Source organism: Falsiroseomonas oryzae (genome assembly GCF_027856955.1).
GTDB lineage: Bacteria > Pseudomonadota > Alphaproteobacteria > Acetobacterales > Acetobacteraceae > Falsiroseomonas > Falsiroseomonas oryzae.
In genome coordinates this window covers 1-1,177 of sequence record NZ_JAPSMD010000836.1, presented here as the reverse complement: position 1 = coordinate 1,177, position 1,177 = coordinate 1, and the positions used below count along the sequence as shown (strand labels likewise).

2 protein-coding genes are annotated in these 1,177 nt (G+C 75.1%); both read left to right on the top strand.

Annotation, left to right across the window (positions count from 1 at the left end):
• Window positions 1–188: 188 nt before the first annotated feature.
• Window positions 189–632 (top strand): phage holin family protein, encoded by a 444-nt coding sequence (locus OZN99_RS32090; RefSeq protein ID WP_270939239.1) that lies wholly within the window; start codon window positions 189–191, stop codon window positions 630–632.
• Window positions 629–1,177: DUF3618 domain-containing protein (locus OZN99_RS32085; RefSeq protein ID WP_270939238.1), on the top strand; the 549-nt coding region annotated here is incomplete at its 3' end. The genes OZN99_RS32090 and OZN99_RS32085, both read left to right, overlap by 4 nt.

Here is a 1,177-nt window from a genome sequence, read left to right as displayed (position 1 = left end):
TCAGGGCCAGGGCACGACCGTCGCCGGCCCGCACCACGGCACGCCGCAGGACTCCGCGGCCGGTGCGCCGGGCTGGGTCACCGGGGATGGCGGTCCGCCGCGGCCTGTGACGCGTGCCAGCGCCTCGCTCGGCGGCGCCGCGGCCAACCGGCCACGCGGCGGGACAGAGAACGGCTGAGGAGAAGGCGATGTCCAGCCAATACGACCCGGGCCGCTTCGAGCCACAGCCCGGCCGTCCGGTGAACGACGACAGCCGCAGCATCGGCGATCTGCTGGGCGACATGGTCACCCAGATCACCACGCTGTTCCGCAAGGAGCTGCAGCTCGCCCGCGCCGAGATGGGCGAGAAGGTGTCGGAGGCCGGTGGCGCCATCCCCGGCATCGCAGGCGGCGGCGCGCTGGCCTTCGGCGGGCTGATCCTGCTGCTGCTGGCGGCCGCGGCCCTCGTCTCGCGCCTGCTCGACGTGCCGGATGGGTGGGGCCTGCTGATCGTCGGCGTGATCGCCGCGGTCGCGGGCTACGCGCTGGTGCGCGGCGGCATCTCGAAGCTGAAGGCGACCAACCTCACCCCGCATCGCACCGCGGAACAGCTCTCGCGCGATGCCCAGGCCGCGAAGGAGCAGGTGCGATGAGCATCACGGACCCCGGCGAGCGTTCGGCCGCCGACATCGAGCGCGAGGTGGAGGCCACCCGCGCGCGCCTGACCGGCACGGTCGAGGAGCTCAAGGAGCGCGTCGCGCCCGGCCAGGTGGCCGAGCAGGCGATGGACTGGCTGCGCGGCTCCGGTGGGCGCGAGTTCCTCGGCAATCTCGGCACGACGATCCGCGACAACCCGATGCCGGTTCTGCTGGTGGCGGCGGGAATCGGCTGGCTGGCCCTGTCCGGCGGCCGCGACCGCGCCGCCAGCCGCGCGTGGTCGCGTGACGACCGCGCCGCCCCCCCGGTCGAGGGCGGCCAGGGCTATGCTGGCGCCTATCCGGGCGAGATCTACGGCGAGAGCTACGCCGGCGAGAGCTACCCGCCGGAGACGTATGCGCGCAGGACTGGCGATGCGGGCGGCCCCTCCGTCACCGCGCGCGCCGGCGAAGCCGCCACCGGCCTGCGCGACCGTGCCGGCGCGGTCGCCGAGCGTGCCGGGGAAGCCGCCTCGGAGTTGCGCGACCGTGCGGCTGCGGCG